General features: G+C 68.8%; 12 protein-coding genes. 2 read left to right on the top strand and 10 right to left on the bottom strand.

The genetic code is table 11. The features are described 5' to 3' along the window. Positions 1 to 120: 120 nt before the first annotated feature. Genes H577_RS0103770 through H577_RS0103735 form a run of 8 tightly spaced genes read right to left on the bottom strand, consistent with a single transcriptional unit; the run spans position 121 to position 9,812 of the window. On the bottom strand, positions 121 to 1,548 hold the full coding sequence (locus H577_RS0103770) for a rhamnulokinase (RefSeq protein ID WP_029144823.1): 1,428 nt from the start codon (positions 1,546 to 1,548) through the stop codon (positions 121 to 123). After that, positions 1,545 to 3,581, bottom strand: a complete 2,037-nt coding sequence (locus H577_RS0103765) for a bifunctional rhamnulose-1-phosphate aldolase/short-chain dehydrogenase (protein WP_029144822.1) — start codon at positions 3,579 to 3,581, stop codon at positions 1,545 to 1,547. Before H577_RS0103765 ends, H577_RS0103770 begins: the two co-directional genes overlap by 4 nt. A 5-nt stretch (positions 3,582 to 3,586) precedes the next feature. After that, positions 3,587 to 4,753 carry an L-rhamnose isomerase gene (rhaI, locus tag H577_RS0103760; protein ID WP_029144821.1) on the bottom strand — a complete coding sequence of 389 codons (1,167 nt, stop codon included), beginning with the start codon at positions 4,751 to 4,753 and terminating at the stop codon, positions 3,587 to 3,589. Beyond that, positions 4,750 to 5,100 (bottom strand): L-rhamnose mutarotase, encoded by a 351-nt coding sequence (locus tag H577_RS0103755; RefSeq protein WP_029144820.1) that lies wholly within the window; start codon positions 5,098 to 5,100, stop codon positions 4,750 to 4,752. Before H577_RS0103755 ends, rhaI begins: the two co-directional genes overlap by 4 nt. A 57-nt stretch (positions 5,101 to 5,157) precedes the next feature. Next, positions 5,158 to 6,198 carry a rhamnose ABC transporter substrate-binding protein gene (gene rhaS / locus H577_RS0103750; protein ID WP_029144819.1) on the bottom strand — a complete coding sequence of 347 codons (1,041 nt, stop codon included), beginning with the start codon at positions 6,196 to 6,198 and terminating at the stop codon, positions 5,158 to 5,160. A gap of 58 nt (positions 6,199 to 6,256) precedes the next feature. Continuing rightward, a complete protein-coding gene (locus H577_RS0103745) occupies positions 6,257 to 7,291 on the bottom strand; it encodes an ABC transporter permease (protein WP_029144818.1) in 1,035 nt (344 codons plus the stop codon). Further along, entirely contained in the window at positions 7,288 to 8,310 is a 1,023-nt protein-coding gene (locus tag H577_RS0103740) for an ABC transporter permease (protein ID WP_029144817.1), read from the bottom strand. Before H577_RS0103740 ends, H577_RS0103745 begins: the two co-directional genes overlap by 4 nt. Continuing rightward, positions 8,307 to 9,812, bottom strand: coding sequence for a sugar ABC transporter ATP-binding protein (locus H577_RS0103735; RefSeq protein ID WP_029144816.1), 1,506 nt, complete (start codon positions 9,810 to 9,812; stop codon positions 8,307 to 8,309). The genes H577_RS0103740 and H577_RS0103735 overlap by 4 nt, the downstream gene beginning before the upstream one ends. A gap of 147 nt (positions 9,813 to 9,959) precedes the next feature. Here H577_RS0103735 and H577_RS0103730 point away from each other — a divergent pair, with 147 nt between their 5' ends. Together H577_RS0103730 and H577_RS17540 are read left to right on the top strand one after the other, a co-directional pair. Beyond that, on the top strand, positions 9,960 to 10,970 hold the full coding sequence (locus tag H577_RS0103730) for a LacI family DNA-binding transcriptional regulator (protein ID WP_029144815.1): 1,011 nt from the start codon (positions 9,960 to 9,962) through the stop codon (positions 10,968 to 10,970). After that, positions 10,967 to 11,116, top strand: coding sequence for a hypothetical protein (locus tag H577_RS17540; protein ID WP_156876542.1), 150 nt, complete (start codon positions 10,967 to 10,969; stop codon positions 11,114 to 11,116). The genes H577_RS0103730 and H577_RS17540 overlap by 4 nt, the downstream gene beginning before the upstream one ends. Here the strand turns inward: H577_RS17540 and H577_RS14980 are convergent. Together H577_RS14980 and H577_RS14975 are read right to left on the bottom strand one after the other, a co-directional pair. Next, complete coding sequence (locus H577_RS14980) at positions 11,109 to 12,044, bottom strand: alpha/beta hydrolase fold domain-containing protein (RefSeq protein WP_051191699.1); 936 nt, start codon at positions 12,042 to 12,044, stop codon at positions 11,109 to 11,111. The two genes, H577_RS17540 and H577_RS14980, sit on opposite strands and share 8 nt — an antisense overlap. Further along, positions 12,044 to 13,414, bottom strand: a complete 1,371-nt coding sequence (locus H577_RS14975; RefSeq protein ID WP_084515839.1) for an MFS transporter — start codon at positions 13,412 to 13,414, stop codon at positions 12,044 to 12,046. Before H577_RS14975 ends, H577_RS14980 begins: the two co-directional genes overlap by 1 nt.

Raw genomic sequence — 13,414 nt, 5'->3', positions numbered from 1 at the left:
TGCGGGCTGGTGCCGCGGCATCCCGCATCTTCTGCGACAGACGCCCGAGCCGTGTCCCACAACGTGCGACCCCGGATCGCGGCATCCCGCGTGTTGTGAGACACGCCTTCGGGGCCTGTCTCACAACGGGCGACGGGGTTCGTAGCGGACGAGCCGCTCGGACCGGGCGACCACGGCGCGCAGGGCGTCGAGGCCGCCGGAGAGGATGCCGAGGGTGCGCGCCTGTACGAGCAGATTGCCGATCGCGGTCGCCTCGACGGGCCCGGCCACGACGGGACGGCCGGAGCGGTCCGCGGTGGACTGGCACAGCATCCGGTTCTGACTGCCGCCGCCCACCAGGTGGATGACCGCGACCTCGTGGTCGGCGACCTCGCAGGCGCGCTGCACGGTGTCGGCGAACGCCTGCGCGAGGCTCTCGACGATGCTGCGCACGGTCTCGGCGCGTCCCGCCGGCGCGGTCTCGCCGTGCTCGGCGCACCACGCGCGGATGCGACCGGGGATGTCTCCCGGCGGCAGGAACCGCTCATCGTCGACATCGAAGATCGCCACCGTGGCCGGATCGACGGCGGCTGCGGCATCCAGCAGTTCCGGCAGCAGCGCCGAGCGCTGCTCGGCGGTCGCCGCGGGCTCCCAGTGACGCAGGCTCTCGGACAGCAGCCACAGCCCCATCACGTTGTGCAGGAACCGGATGCGACCGTCGACGCCGCCCTCGTTCGTGAAGCCGGCGAGCCGGGCTTGCTCGGTGATGATCGGCCGCTCCAGTTCGAGGCCCACGAGCCCCCACGTGCCGCAGGAGATGTAGGCGGTGTCGGGTCGCGTGCTGGGCACGCCGACGACCGCCGAGGCGGTGTCGTGCGATCCGACCGCGATCAGCTCCAGCGGGCGGCCGACGACCTCGGCGGCGGGCCCGGTCACCGGGCCCAGCCGGGTGCCCGGATCGACGAGGGGAGGAAGGATGCGGTCGGGCACGCCCACGATCGCCGCGAGCTCGTGGTCCCACTCGCGGGTGCGCGCGTCGAGCAGACCCGTGGTCGAGGCGTTGGTCCGCTCGGCCACGGCGGTGCCGGTGAGCCAGTATCCGAGCAGGTCCGGGATCAGCAGCATCCGGTCGGCGATCTCGAGAAGGTCGCGGTCGGCGGCGAGCTGGAACACCGTGTTGAACGGCAGATGCTGCACCCCGTTGCGGGCGTAGAGCTCTGCGGCGCCGATTCGGGCGTGCACGGATGCCACACCGTGCGCCGTGCGTTCGTCGCGGTAGTGATACGGGGTCCCGAGCAGGCGATCGCGACGCAGCAGCCCGTAGTCGACGGCCCAGGAGTCGATGCCGACACCGGCGATCTCGCCCGGGGCCTGCCGCTGGGCCGCAGCGAGACCCTCGATGACGGCGCGGTACAGCTCCAGGACGTTCCAGTGAAGGCCGTCGGGCGTGCGCACCGGCTCGTTGGGGAACCGGGCGATGTGGCGGGTGTGCAGCACGCCGTCGGCGAATCGGCCGACGATCACGCGCCCGCTCGTGGCGCCGAGGTCGACCGCGGCGACGGCGCTCATCGCAGGAATGCGGCCGCGACGCCGGAGTCGACGGGCACGTGCAGGCCTGTGGTGCGCGAGAGCTCGGGCCCAGTGAGCACGTACACGGCGTCGGCGACGTTCTCGGGCACGACCTCGCGCCCGAGGATCGTGCGGTTCGCGTAGAACTGGCCCAGGTCCTCCTCCTTGATCCCGTAGGTCGCGGCGCGCTGTGCGCCCCATCCGCCGGCGAAGATGCCCGAGCCGCGTACGACGCCGTCGGGGTTGATGCCGTTCACGCGCACGCCGTGCTCGCCGAGTTCGACCGCCAGCAGCCGCACCTGGTGTGCCTGGTCGGCCTTGGTCGCCGAGTAGGCGATGTTGTTCGGGCCGGCGAACACGCTGTTCTTCGACGAGATGTAGATGATGTCGCCGCCCATGCCCTGCTCGATGAGCGGCTTCGCCGCCGCGCGCGATACGAGGAACGAGCCTTTCGCCATGACATCGTGCTGCAGGTCCCAGTCCTTCTCAGTGGTCTGAAGCAGCGGCTTCGACAGCGAGAGGCCGGCGTTGTTGACGACCAGGTCGATGCCGCCGAAGGCGAGCAGCGCGGCATCGATCGCCGCCTGCACCGCGTCGGCGTCGGCGACGTTCGCGGCGACGCCGATCGCGACATCCGTCGATCCCAGCTCGGCCGCGGTCGCCTGCGCCTTGGCGAGATCGAGGTCGGCGACCACCACGCATGCGCCCTCGGCCGCCAACCGCGCAGCTGTCGCCTTGCCGATGCCCGACGCGGCGCCGGTGACGAACGCGATGCGTCCCTGGTGGCTCTTCGGCTTCGGCATCCGCTGCAGCTTGGCCTCTTCGAGCGCCCAGTACTCGATGCGGAACTTCTCCGACTCCGGGATCGGGCTGTAGCTCGACAGGGCTTCGGCGCCGCGCATCACGTTGATGGCGTTCACGTAGAACTCGCCCGCGACCCGCGCGGTCTGCTTGTTCGCGCCGTACGAGAACATGCCGACGCCCGGCACCAGCACGATCAGCGGATCGGCGCCACGCATGGCCGGCGACGAGGCGTCGGCGTGGCGCTGGTAGTAGGCGGCGTAGTCGGCGCGGTACTGCTCGTGCAGTTCCTTGAGACGGGCGATGGATGCCTCGACCGACGCGTCGGCCGGCAGGTCGAGCAGCATCGGGGTGACCTTGGTCCGCAGGAAGTGGTCGGGGCAGCTCGTTCCGAGCTCGGCCAGTGCCGGCGCCTTCTCTGATGCCAGGAAGTCCAGCACCGCCGGCGCGTCGGTGTAGTGGCCGACCATCGGTTTGTCGGTCGAGGCGAGCCCGCGGATCGTGGCGGCAAGAGCGGCGGCCTTCGCGTGCCGCTCGGTCTCGGGCAGCGCCTCGAAGCCCGGGCGGATCGGGCCGAAGGGCGCAGCATCGCCGTGCTCGTCGATGTAGGCCTGCGCGGTGGCGATGATCCAGAGCGAGTTGTGCTCGGCCTCCTCGGAGGTGTCACCCCATGCGGTGATGCCGTGCCCGCCGAGGATGCAGCCGACCGCGGCGGGGTTCGCCCGCTTGATCGCGGCGATGTCCAGGCCCAGCTGGAAGCCCGGGCGCCGCCACGGCACCCACACCACCTTGTCGCCGAAGATCTTTGTGGTGAGCTCTTCGCCGTCGGCGGCCGTGGCGATCGCGATGCCGGAATCGGGATGCAGGTGGTCCACGTGTGCGGCATCCACCAGCCCGTGCATGGCGGTGTCGATCGACGGTGCCGCCCCGCCCTTGCCATGCAGGCAGTAGTCGAAGGCTGCGACCATCTCATCCTCGCGGTCGACGCCGGGGTAGACGTCGACGAGCGCGCGGAGGCGATCGAGGCGCAGGACGGCGAGACCCTCGGGCTTCAGGGTGCCCAGGTCGCCGCCCGATCCCTTCACCCAGAGCAGTTCGACCTGCTCGCCGGTGACGGGGTCGGTCTCGGTGCCCTTGGCCGAGGTGTTGCCCCCGGCGTAGTTCGTGTTGGCCGGGTCGGCGCCCAGCCGGTTGCTGCGCGCGATCAGGTCGGCGACGGTCGGGTTGGTCATCGTCGTCACGCTCCCCACCCGGCCTGCACGCCGCCGACGCGGTCGGCCTCGATCTGCTCCTGGTAGCCGGATGCCGCGTATGCGGCCATCGGGTCGGCGGGGAGCCCGCGGGACTCGCGCCAGGTTGCGAGGGCGGGGCGCACGTCGGTGTAGAACGCGTCCATGTAGATCTGGTTCGCGGTCAGCACGTCGTTCGCCGCCTGCGCCGCGGCCAGCGCCTGCCGGTCGATGAGCAGGGCACGGGCGGTCATCTCCTGCACGTTGAGCACGGAGCGGATCTGCCCGGGGATCTTCTTCTCGATGTTGTGGCACTGGTCGAGCATGAACGCCACGTCGGGGTTGTTCAGCCCGCCACCGCGGATCACCTGGTCGAGGATGCGGAACAGCTGGAACGGGTCGGCGGCGCCCACGATCAGGTCGTCATCGGCGTAGAAGCGCGAGTTGAAGTCGAACGAGCCGAGCTTGCCCAGGCGCAGCAGCTGCATGACGATGAACTCGATGTTGGTGCCGGGGGCGTGGTGCCCGGTGTCGAGGCACACCATCGCCTTGTCGCCCAGGGCGCTGACCTGCGCGTACGACGTTCCCCAGTCGGGAACATCGGTGTGGTAGAACGCCGGCTCGAAGAACTTGTACTCGAGCACGAGGCGCTGGTCGTCACCCAGGCGCGCGTAGATCTCGGCCAGGGATTCGTGCAGCCGGTCCTGACGGGCCCGCATGTCGTCCTGCCCCGGATAGTTCGTGCCGTCGGCCAGCCAGATCTTCAGGTCACGGCTGCCGGTGGCATCCATCACGTCGATGCACGCGAGGTGGTGATCGATGGCCTTGCGGCGCACCGCGTCGTCGGCCGAGGTGAGCGAGCCGAACTTGTAGTCGTCGTCCTGGAAGGCGTTGGAGTTGATGGTGCCCAGGCGCACGCCGAGGTCTTCGGCGTGCCGGCGCAACAGGCCGAAGTCGTCGACGAGGTCCCATGGAATGTGCAGCGCGACGGTGGGTGCCAGCCCGGTGAGGGCGTGGACCTGAGCGGCATCCGCCACCTTCTCGAACGGGTCGCGCGGCGTGCCGGGCGTCGTGAAGACCTTGAACCGGGTGCCGGAGTTGCCGAACGCCCAGCTGGGCAGTTCGATCGCCTGCTTCTCGAGCGTGGCGAGGATCTCGGAAGAGAGAGTGGTCATGATGTGCCTTCGTTCGTGGCGGTGAGTTGGTCGTGCAGGTTGAAGACCTCGGTCAGACAAATCGCGTTCTGGTCGGGGCGTCCCTGCAGGCCCTCGAAGAAGCGGGCCATGTCGGCCTCCCACCGCGTGGCGACGGGGGATGCCGCGAGGTACGCCTGCGCGGCCGCATCGTCGTCGACCTCGTAGTAGCCGACGAGGCGTCCGCCATCGGCGAGGAAGAGGGAGTAGTTGCGCCGGCCCGCCGCCGCGATCTCGGCCAGCATCTCGGGCCAGACGGCGCGGTGCCGGGCCAGGTATTCGTCGAGCAGCTCGGGTTTGATGCGCAGCTCGAAGCAGACGCGGGTCATGGCGAGGGCCTTTCCGGTGACGTGCCCGGCCGGCCGGAACCGGCCGGGCACCGTCGGCTAGAAGTCGAACTTGTCGATGTTGTCCTTGTCGAAGACGAACGGGTCACCCAGCAGCACGGTGCCGTTCGCGCCGACCGTGTACTTGCCGAGCTTTCCGGCGGTGAAGGTGTCGCCTTCCTTGCCGGTGATCTCGCCGGTGATCAGTGCCTTCGCCGCGAACGCCGAGAGGTATCCGAGGTCTTCGGGGTTCCACAGCGCGAACGCGGTGACGGTGCCGTCCTTGACGTACTCGCGCATCTGGTTCGGTGTTCCCAGGCCGGTGAGTGCGACCTTGCCCTTGTACGACGAGGTCGACAGGTAGCGCGCGGCCGCGGCGATGCCGACGGTGGTCGGCGAGATGATGCCCTTGAGCTTCGGGTGCGACTGCAGCAGCGCGGCGGTCTTGTCGAACGATGTCTGGTCGTCATCGTTGCCGTAGACGACGTCGACGAGAGAGATGTTCGGGTGATCCGACTTCAGAAGCGCCTTCATCTTGTCGATCCAGGCGTTCTGGTTCGTCGCATTGGCGGCGGCCGACAGGATCGCGATCTCGCCCGAGTCGCCGATCTGATCGGCGATCAGGTCGACCTGTGCCTTCGCGATGCCGTCGGCGCTGGCCTGGTTGACGAAGAGGTCACGGCACGACGCATCCGTGTCCGAGTCGAAGGTGACGACCTTGACCCCGTTGTCACGCGCCTGGTTCAGGGCATCACAGATGGCCTTCGGGTCGTTCGCCGAGACGACGAGCGCGCCGACGCCCTGCTGCGTCGCGGTATTGATATAGCTGACCTGTGCGTCAGGGGATGCCTGTGCGGGGCCGACCTGGTTGAACGTGCCCTTGAACTCTTCGACCGCGGCCTTGCCGCCCTTGGCGGAGGTGTCGAAGTAGGGGTTTCCGAGGTTCTTCGGCAGGAACGTGACGGCGAGGTTGTCCGAGCCGCCTCCGGCGCCTCCCGTGGGGGCCGAAGCCGGGCCGGTGTCGGCGCAGCCGGTGAGCGCCAGCGCGGCGGTCACCGCGATCGCGGCGAGGGCCGCGACACGCTTGCGTGCAAACGTCATTGTTCATTTCCTTTCATCGGGATGCCGCGACGCTCGTCGTCGGCGGTGGGACGGCCTGTCATGCTGCTGTGGATGCCGTCACGTGGGGGCGCCGTCGCTTCTTCTGTGCCCATGCCAGCACGCTCGCAGCGACGACGGAGACCACCAGCAGGATGCCGGTGATGATGTTGATGACGTCGGAGGTGACGTTGGCCAGACGCAGGGCGCTCGACAACGCACCGATGAGCAGGACCGCCGCGACGACGCCGTAGAGCTTGCCGCGCCCGCCGAAGACCGACACACCGCCCAGAACGACGGCGGCGATGACCTGCAGTTCGAGTCCGGTGGCGTTGTCACCGCGGGCACTGCCGAAGCGCAGTGTGTAGAAGATCCCGGCGAAGGCCGAGACGACGCCGGTCAAGATGAACAGGATGAGCTTCGTGCGCTCGACGTTCACCCCTGAGAAGCGTGCCGCGTCCTTGGAGAGGCCGACGGCGTAGATGCCACGGCCGAACGGTGTGAAGTGCAACAGCACCGCGAAGACGACGAGCAGGATCAAGAATGGGATCATCACATACGGAATGGTGGTGCCCGAGATCCGTGCCTGGGCAAGCGCGGTCCACTGATCGGGGAAGTCGGTGACGGCGGTCGTGCCCAATGTGCCCACGGCGACGCCGCGGAACAGCGCCAGTGTGCCGATCGTGACCGCCAGCGACGGCAGCCCCACGACCGTCACGAGGAGGCCGTTGACGGCTCCGCCGAGAACGCCGACCAGCAGGGCCATGATCGCGGCGATGCCGAACGGCCAGTGTGCCTGTACGAGCGCGCCGGTGACCACGCTGGACAGGCCGACCATGCTGCCGACCGACAGATCGATCTCGCCCGTGATCATGACGAGGGTCATCGGCAGGGCGATCAGGAGGATGGGCGTGACGTCCAGCAACAGGTAGGTCAGCGTGATCGGCTGGCTGAAGCCGCGCACGGTGACCGAAGCCACCACCGCGACGATGACGAGCAGGGCGACGATCGCGGACTCGCGGGTGGCGACCACTCGACGCCACAGCGGATGCGTGAAGTCGCGGACGGCGCGCAACGGTGCGGTCGTGGTGGTCATGAGTCGTCCCTTGCTTCGATGAGGCGGCGTTTCTGCCGCACGGCCAACACACGGTCCAGCACGATGGCGCCGATGATGAGCACGCCGACCACGGCGCCCTGCCAGAAGTCGGGGATGCCGAGCACCGGCAAGGCGCGGTTGATGGTCATCAGCAGGACGGCGCCCAACGCCGCGCCCCACACCGTGCCGACCCCGCCCATGATCGCGACGCCGCCGATGACGGCAGCTCCCACCGCCTGCAACTCCCACCCGCTTCCGGCCTGGGAATCGACGGTGCCGTAGCGAGCGGCGTAGAAGACACCGGCCAGACCCGCGAGAGCGCCGGACAGGACGAAGGCGAACAGGACGCGGCGGGTGACGCGCAGGCCGTACAGGTGAGCGGCGGCCGGATCGGAGCCGATCGCATAGTGTTCGCGCCCGCTGCGGGCGTTGCGCATGTACCAGCCGGCGGCGATGAGAACGACGACCGCCACGATCGTCAAGATCGGAATCGACAGCAGCTGCCCGGTCCCCAGCGAGAGGAACGAAGACGGCAGATCGGACGCGTTGACGCGATTGCTGCCGGCCCAGACCACGTCGATGCCGCGGAAGGCATAGAGGGTGCCCAGGGTGATCACCATCGAGGGGACGTTCGCGAACGCGACCAGAGCGCCGTTGATCAGACCCAGCACCGCGCCGAGTGCGACGGCCGCGACGACCACCAGAACGATGGGGATGCCGTGGACGTCGCTGAAGAGCCGGCCGGTGAGGTAGGCGGTCAGCCCGACCACCGAGCCGACCGACAGGTCGACGTTGCGGGTGATGATCACGATGGCCTGGCCGACGGCGACCAACAGCAGAATGGACGGGGTCAGCAGAAGGTCACGCCAGCCGTCGTGACTGAACAAGAAGGCCTGGTTCTTCACGGTGGCAGCGATGACCACGAGAACGACCGCGAGAAGAATGCCGAGTTCTCGGGCGCGGCCGAGTGCGCTGAGCGTCTTGGTCACAGAAGAGGTGCGGATCGCAATCGTGGTCACTTCTGCTGCTCCGTAGCGTGAGTGGCGGCGTACATGACGTTTTCCGACGTGGCCTGTTCGCGGGGGATGTCGGCGGTGATGCGGCCTTCACGCATGACCAGGATGCGGTCGGCCATTCCGAGGACCTCGGGAAGTTCCGACGAGATCATCAGCACGGCCATGCCTTGGCCGGCAAGCTGCGACAGCAGCCTGTGCACCTCCGACTTCGTCCCGACGTCGATGCCGCGGGTGGGCTCGTCGATGATGAGGACGCGGGGCCCCGTGGCGAGCCACTTGGCGAGGACGACCTTCTGCTGATTGCCGCCGGAGAGTGTTGCGGCCACAGTGTCGAGTGCATGCGTCTTCACCTCCAGCCGGCTGGCCCATTCCTTCGCCGCGCGATTCTCCATGGCAGCGGTGATGATCCCGAACCGGGCCAGTCGACGTCGAATCGCGAGGGTGATGTTGTGCGCGACGCTGGACTCGGTGACCAGCCCCTGCTTTCGGCGGTCTTCGGGTACAAGCGCGATTCCCGCCCGCATCGCTGCCGCCGGATCGCCGGCGGGGACGTTCTTTCCCGAGACTCGGACCATGCCCTCGTCGTAGGGGTCGACACCGAACACAGCGCGGACGACCTCGCTGCGGCCTGCGCCGACCAGGCCCGACAAGCCGACGATCTCACCGGATCGAACGGTGAAGCCGATGTCGTGGAACACGCCGGCGCGGCTGAGTCCGTCGACTTCGAGCAGGGCCTCTCCGATGCGTGCGGGCTGCTTGGGGAACAGCTCGGTGATCGTTCGCCCCACCATCTGGCGTACGAGCTCATCGGGTTCGGTGTCGGCGATCGCACTTGTGCCGACGTAGGCGCCGTCGCGCATCACGGTGACGGTGTCGCAGAGTGAGAACACCTCGTCGAATCGGTGCGAGATGAAGATGAGGGCCCGTCCCTCATCGCGCAGACTGCGCGCGATCGCGAACAGCCGATCCACTTCCTTGCCGGACAGTGCGGCCGTCGGCTCGTCCATGATCAACAGCGACGCGTCCAGCGACACGGCCTTGGCGATCTCGATGACCTGTTGGTCGGCGATCGAGAGGCCTTCAGCAGGTCGGTCCGGGTCGATGACCACATCAAGGCGGGTGAACAGTCGCTCGACCTCACGCCGCATGGCCTTCCGGTCGATGCGCCCGAACCGATTCACGGGCTGGCGGCCCATGAAGATGTTCTCCGTGACCGAGAGATCCGGAAAGAGCGTCGGCTCTTGGTAGATGACCGCGACCCCGGCGGCCTTGGACTGCGCCGTCGAGGTGAAGTCGACGTCCTCGCCCTGGAACCGGAAGGTGCCGCCGTCACGCTGGTACAGGCCGGCGACGATCTTCACGAGCGTCGACTTGCCTGCACCGTTCTCGCCGACGAGCGCGTGGATGGATCCGCCGTTCACGCTGATCGTTCCTGCGCGCAGCGCCACCACGGCGCCGAACGACTTCTGCACGTCGTGCAGTTCCAGCACCGGCGTCGTGCCCATACCTGCCCCCCCCTCGTCGAGAAATGAATCGATTCATATTGACCGCTCGCCAGCGTATGGGCTCCATCGAGTGCCTGTCAAGCGGGAGGGCAGAGTCGTGATTGATCCGTTTCATAGCTCCGCGATAAGGTCGTCACGGGAGGCGACGTGGCAGTGAGTGTGCGTGATGTGGCGGAGGCGGCAGGCGTGTCGGTGGGCACCGTGTCGAACGTGCTGAACCGCCCCGACAAGGTCTCTGCACCGACGGTCGAACGGGTGCAGCGTGCTATCGAACGGCTGGGCTTCGTGCGCAATGACGCGGCGCGTCAGCTGCGCGTCGGCCGCAGTCGAGCACTCGGCCTCGTCGTACTCGACATCCGCAACCCGTTCTTCACCGATGTCATCCGGGGCGCCGAAGACCGTGCCGCCGAGCATGACCTCTCGGTCTTCGTCGCGAACAGCGATGAGAAGATCGAACGGGAGCGGTCAGCCCTCGACCTCTTCGAACAGCAGCGTGTCTCGGGGGTGCTGATCACACCGATCGCCGAGGATCTGCCGCGGCTGCGTCGAATACGGGATCGCGGTACCCCGATCGTGCTCGTCGACCGCGAGTCGCATGAGCACGGCTTTCCCTCGGTCGCCGTCGACGACGTCGAGGGCGGACGCGTCGCCGCCGACCACCTGCTCGCTCTCGGGCGTCGACACCTCGCGCTGGTGGGTGGACCGACGTCGCTGCGCCAGGTCGCCGACCGCCTCGATGGTGCGCAGCAGTCCGTGGCCGCTGTGCCCGACGCCGCACTGGAGTTCATCGGCACCCGCGGGCTCACGGTCGAAGAGGGCCGGCGCGCCGGCGAGCGGATCGCCCTCCGGAAGCGGTCAGCGCGTCCCGACGCGGTGTTCGCCGCGAACGATCTGATCGCCCTCGGGCTGCTGCAGGGTTTGGTCATGACCGGTGACATCCGCGTTCCGGACGACATCGCCCTCATCGGTTACGACGACATCGACTTCGCCGCGGCGGCGGTCGTGCCCCTCAGTTCCGTTCGTCAACCGGCCGAGCTGATCGGGTCGACCGCGGTCGACCTGCTGCTCTCGGCGGCCGCCGGCGAAGACCTCGACACGCATGTGCTCTTCCGCCCTGAGCTTGTCGTGCGGGCTTCGACGGGCAGCCGGCCGGCATGACCTCCGGCCTGCTCGCACGCGACAGCTTCACGGGCTCGATGACACGACGTGCCCGCGAACGGGCGGGGAACGAGGAGGCCACCCCCGCCGACCCGATCCGCCGGCGGCGTGAGGCGGGACGCCACCTGGCGCAGCGCCTCAGCTGAACCCGTCGATCCACTCCCGGATGCGCGTCAGGCTGCGCCGTGCCGACGCCGCCTCGGGGTGGTTGAGGTGGCCGTGGGTCGCGCTGCGCTCGGCGAACAGCTCGACGCGCACGCCGGCGCTGCGCAGCTGCTGCGCGAACCGGTCGCCGCTTGAGCGCAGGTCGTCGATCATCGCGACCAGGATGTAGGTCGGCGGCAGTCCGTGCAGGTCGGTCGCCACCCCGGCGAACGCGTACGGGTCGCGCAGCCCGCGCCGTCCGGCGTAGTGCTTCGCGAGCGCGTGCACCAGCCCGGGGCGGAACCGCAGCCGCGCCGGCATCTTCGCCATCAGCTTCAGGGTCTCGGGCGTGTTCGGCGGCAGGTCGGGGTGCAGCATCGGGTAGGCGAGCACGAGGGATGCCGGGAGCCGGGCGCCCTCGTCGCGCAGCCGCAGCGCCAGCCCGGCCACGATGGCCCCGCCGGCGCTCGCCCCGCCCAGGTGCATGGCCGCGGCATCCGTCCCGAACAGCTCCCGCGCGTGCGAGGTGGCGTGGTCCCACGCGGCGCGCACATCGTCGCCCGGCACCGGATACCGCACACCCCGCAGCGCCTTGCGGTAATCGACCGCCAGGGTCGGAATCCCGGCAGCCGCGAACTCGAGGCCCACCCAGTTCGACTCGGGCATGTCGAGTGTGCCGCCCACGAACGCCCCGCCGTGCACCCAGACGAACGCGGCGGTGGCCGTGGCATCCGGCACCCGGTACAGCCGCGCCGGCACCGGGCCGTGCGGGCCGGTCACCGCGACATCTTCGACCTGCACAGCCGCCAGGTGCGGGAACCGCCGCTGCAGCGACGCGGTGTCGACATCGGGCCGCGGGTCGGCCGGTTCGCCCGAGCGTGCGAACCGCCACGCCAGCACCCCGACGATCAGGTCGGACAGTGTCGGCATCAGCCGGCAGACCCGTCCGCCCGCGGCGCCACGCCCCGGGTGTCGAGCTCGTCGGAAGGCAGCTTGATCGGCGTGGTCTGGGCCAGTGGGTCGCTGAACTCCTCGGGGATCTTCGGCTGCACCACCTGGATCGGCCGGGTCTCGTCGATCGACAGCGCGAACCGGTGCGTCTCGCTGCGATGCAGCCGGCCCGAGGTGATGATCCAGGTCGCGCCGATCGCGCAGGCGATGAGCCCCGCCGCCGCACCCAGCTGGATCGCGGTACGCGGACCGAACGCCGTCGCCACCCATCCCACGATCGGCGCGCCGACCGGCGTGGAGCCCATGATCACCGCCATGTACAGCGCCAGCACCCGGCCGCGCAACTGCGCGTCGGTCGTCGTCTGCACGTACCCGTTCGCCGTCGTCAGCATCGACACCGTGCTGAACCCGACGAAGATCACCACCACCCCGTACATCCAGTACACCGGCATCAGCGACGAGACCAGCGACGCGATGCCGAAGCCGCCCGTGGCGAAGATCACCACCCGCATCCGCGCCCGGTCGCGCCGCGCCGCCATCAGGGCGCCGGCCAGCGACCCGATCGCCAGCAGCGAGCTGAGCGCCCCGTACCCGTCGGCCTTCATGCCGAACTCCAGCGCCATGGTCGACGCGAAGATCGGAAAGTTCATGCCGAATGCGCCGATCAGGAACACCATCACGAACAGCACCAGCAGGTCTTTGCGGCGCGCCACATACCGGAACCCGTCGGCCAGGCGCGTGGCATCCGTCGCCTTCACGCGCGGCTCGAGCTCGTTCAGCCGCATGATCGACAGGGCCACGAGCATCGCGAGGAATGTGGCCGCGTTGATCAGGAACATCCATCCCGAACCGACCAGCACGATCATGACACCGCCGACGGCGGGGCCGATCAGGCGGGCGGTGTTGAAGGATGCCGAGTTCAGCGCGACCGCGTTGGCGGCGTTCTCGCGTGAGACGACGTCCGAGACGAACGCCTGACGGGCGGGGGAGTCGAAGGCGTTGGCGACGCCGAACAGGCCCGCGAACAGCCACATCATCGGCAGTGTCATGACGTGGGTGAGCAGCAGGATGCCGACCGTGATGGCGAGCAGTCCGAGCGCCGACTGCGTGCACATCAGCAGCTTGCGCCGGTCGAAGTGGTCGGCGACCCATCCGGTGACGCTGACCAGCACCAGCGGCGGGCCGAACTGCAGCGCCATCGTGACACCCATCGCGGTGGCGTCGTTGTGGGTCAGCTCGGTGAGCACCACCCAGTCCTGGGCGGTGGACTGCATCCAGCCGCCGATGTTCGAGATCAGGGCGCCGATGAACCAGACCCGGTAGTTGAACAGGCCGAGGGAGCGGAACAT

The sequence above is a fragment of the Microbacterium luticocti DSM 19459 genome (genome assembly GCF_000422405.1).
Taxonomy (GTDB): Bacteria; Actinomycetota; Actinomycetes; order Actinomycetales; family Microbacteriaceae; genus Microbacterium; species Microbacterium luticocti.
This window is presented reverse-complemented; position numbering and strand designations above follow the sequence as displayed.

What these genes read in the sequence shown, in the direction of transcription:
- rhaS (WP_029144819.1), bottom strand. Translation starts at nt 6,198, where the DNA reads ATGACGTTTGCACGCAAGCGTGTCGCGGCCCTCGCCGCGATCGCGGTG.
- H577_RS0103765 (WP_029144822.1), bottom strand. Translation starts at nt 3,581, where the DNA reads ATGACCAACCCGACCGTCGCCGACCTGATCGCGCGCAGCAACCGGCTG.
- rhaI (WP_029144821.1), bottom strand. Translation starts at nt 4,753, where the DNA reads ATGACCACTCTCTCTTCCGAGATCCTCGCCACGCTCGAGAAGCAGGCG.
- H577_RS17540 (WP_156876542.1), top strand. Translation starts at nt 10,967, where the DNA reads ATGACCTCCGGCCTGCTCGCACGCGACAGCTTCACGGGCTCGATGACA.
- H577_RS0103755 (WP_029144820.1), bottom strand. Translation starts at nt 5,100, where the DNA reads ATGACCCGCGTCTGCTTCGAGCTGCGCATCAAACCCGAGCTGCTCGAC.
- H577_RS0103745 (WP_029144818.1), bottom strand. Translation starts at nt 7,291, where the DNA reads ATGACCACCACGACCGCACCGTTGCGCGCCGTCCGCGACTTCACGCAT.
- H577_RS14975 (WP_084515839.1), bottom strand. Translation starts at nt 13,414, where the DNA reads ATGTTCCGCTCCCTCGGCCTGTTCAACTACCGGGTCTGGTTCATCGGC.
- H577_RS0103770 (WP_029144823.1), bottom strand. Translation starts at nt 1,548, where the DNA reads ATGAGCGCCGTCGCCGCGGTCGACCTCGGCGCCACGAGCGGGCGCGTG.
- H577_RS14980 (WP_051191699.1), bottom strand. Translation starts at nt 12,044, where the DNA reads ATGCCGACACTGTCCGACCTGATCGTCGGGGTGCTGGCGTGGCGGTTC.
- H577_RS0103735 (WP_029144816.1), bottom strand. Translation starts at nt 9,812, where the DNA reads ATGGGCACGACGCCGGTGCTGGAACTGCACGACGTGCAGAAGTCGTTC.